This is a genomic window from Okeania sp. SIO2F4, from assembly GCF_010672385.1.
GTDB lineage: Bacteria > Cyanobacteriota > Cyanobacteriia > Cyanobacteriales > Microcoleaceae > Trichodesmium.
In genome coordinates, this window is the sequence record NZ_JAAHGT010001474.1 from 1 (window position 1) to 1,169 (window position 1,169).

Here is a 1,169-nt window from a genome sequence, read left to right on the forward strand (position 1 = left end):
CTAATGTAGAAGTAGAAGAAACACCATAAATAGTTGCTCAACATACACAACAGATAATTGCTAAAGGTAATGAGTTCTGACTGACAAAGTTTTAGGTACTTTTCCTTGACTTAAAGCATAATTCCAATGTCTTCTGAAGAGTTCTAACCAATTATCTATCTTGGCTATTTGTTCTTGATTTGGTTTAATTCTGTAGCAATGACTTATTATCATTTTCTTTTCTTTCAACCAGATATTTATGATAATATTTTGTATATATATTGTTTAGACATTATCAAAATAATAGGATTAAATATACGGACAAGTCAAAACAGATTAAATAAACTAAGATTATATGCAGTAGAAAATGAAAAAAAATGACCCAAGTAATTAGTTACTTCATTGATTCCCTAAAACTTAAAAGTAAGCATTCAGCTATTAGCAGTCAGCTCTCAGCTCTTTAATGAATCAAGCAATTATTCCTTTAATTTATAGCACATTTTCAAGCCATAAATTGAAATACAATAACAACTATTTTGAGTTGTCAACCCATACAATAATTGTTTGTGGGAAATGTAGATTTGTTTCGGAAGCTGATAGCTGATACGCGATGTGCTGAATGCTTACACTTAAAAATAATAAACCAGTTAAAAAACAGCAATGAAAATAGTTTATAAGCTAGCTGTTTTCCTCTCACCATTAAATCACAGATTATAACCGGAGTCCCCAACAGCTATTTAAAGATGAAAAATAAAACCCAGGTCACAGAAAAAATTACACAAATTAGAGAGAGGAATATTAAAATTAGTCTTGATGATTTTGGTACAGGTTATTATTCATTGAATTATCTACATCGTTTTCCAATTAATACTTTGAAAGTTGATCAGTCTTTCATCAGAAGAATTGGCGATCGGAACGGAAATTTAGAAATTGTTCAGGGAATTATAACACTAACACATACTTTAAACATGGATATAATTCCTGAAGGTATCGAAATAGATTTTCATCTCACATAACTCAAATGTCTCAATTGTGAATTTGGACAAGATTATTTATTCTCTAACCCTTTACCTTCTGAGGAAGCAGAAAAGTCGATTCTTGATTAATAAAGCTACTGTTCTACTCGTTGCAGTTAATGATGAGAAGCAGATAAGTTAATTATGAGAATTTCCTAAATAGAATATAAGCTG

General features: G+C 30.0%; 2 protein-coding genes. One reads left to right on the forward strand and one right to left on the reverse strand.

Features of this window, described 5'->3' with window-relative positions; all coding sequences use genetic code 11:
- Window positions 1–60: 60 nt before the first annotated feature.
- Entirely contained in the window at window positions 61–213 is a 153-nt protein-coding gene (locus tag F6K22_RS41315; protein ID WP_293111011.1) for a helix-turn-helix domain-containing protein, read from the reverse strand.
- Window positions 214–722: 509 nt separating this feature from the next.
- Between F6K22_RS41315 and F6K22_RS41320 the strand changes: the two genes are divergently transcribed.
- The gene (locus F6K22_RS41320) at window positions 723–995 is read left to right on the forward strand and encodes an EAL domain-containing protein (protein WP_293111013.1); all 273 of its coding nucleotides are present in this window, start codon (window positions 723–725) and stop codon (window positions 993–995) included.
- Window positions 996–1,169 lie beyond the last annotated feature (174 nt).

Excerpts from the sequence above, each read along its gene's own strand:
- F6K22_RS41315 (WP_293111011.1), bottom strand. The coding sequence starts at position 213 with ATGATAATAAGTCATTGCTACAGAATTAAACCAAATCAAGAACAAATA.
- F6K22_RS41320 (WP_293111013.1), top strand. The coding sequence starts at position 723 with ATGAAAAATAAAACCCAGGTCACAGAAAAAATTACACAAATTAGAGAG.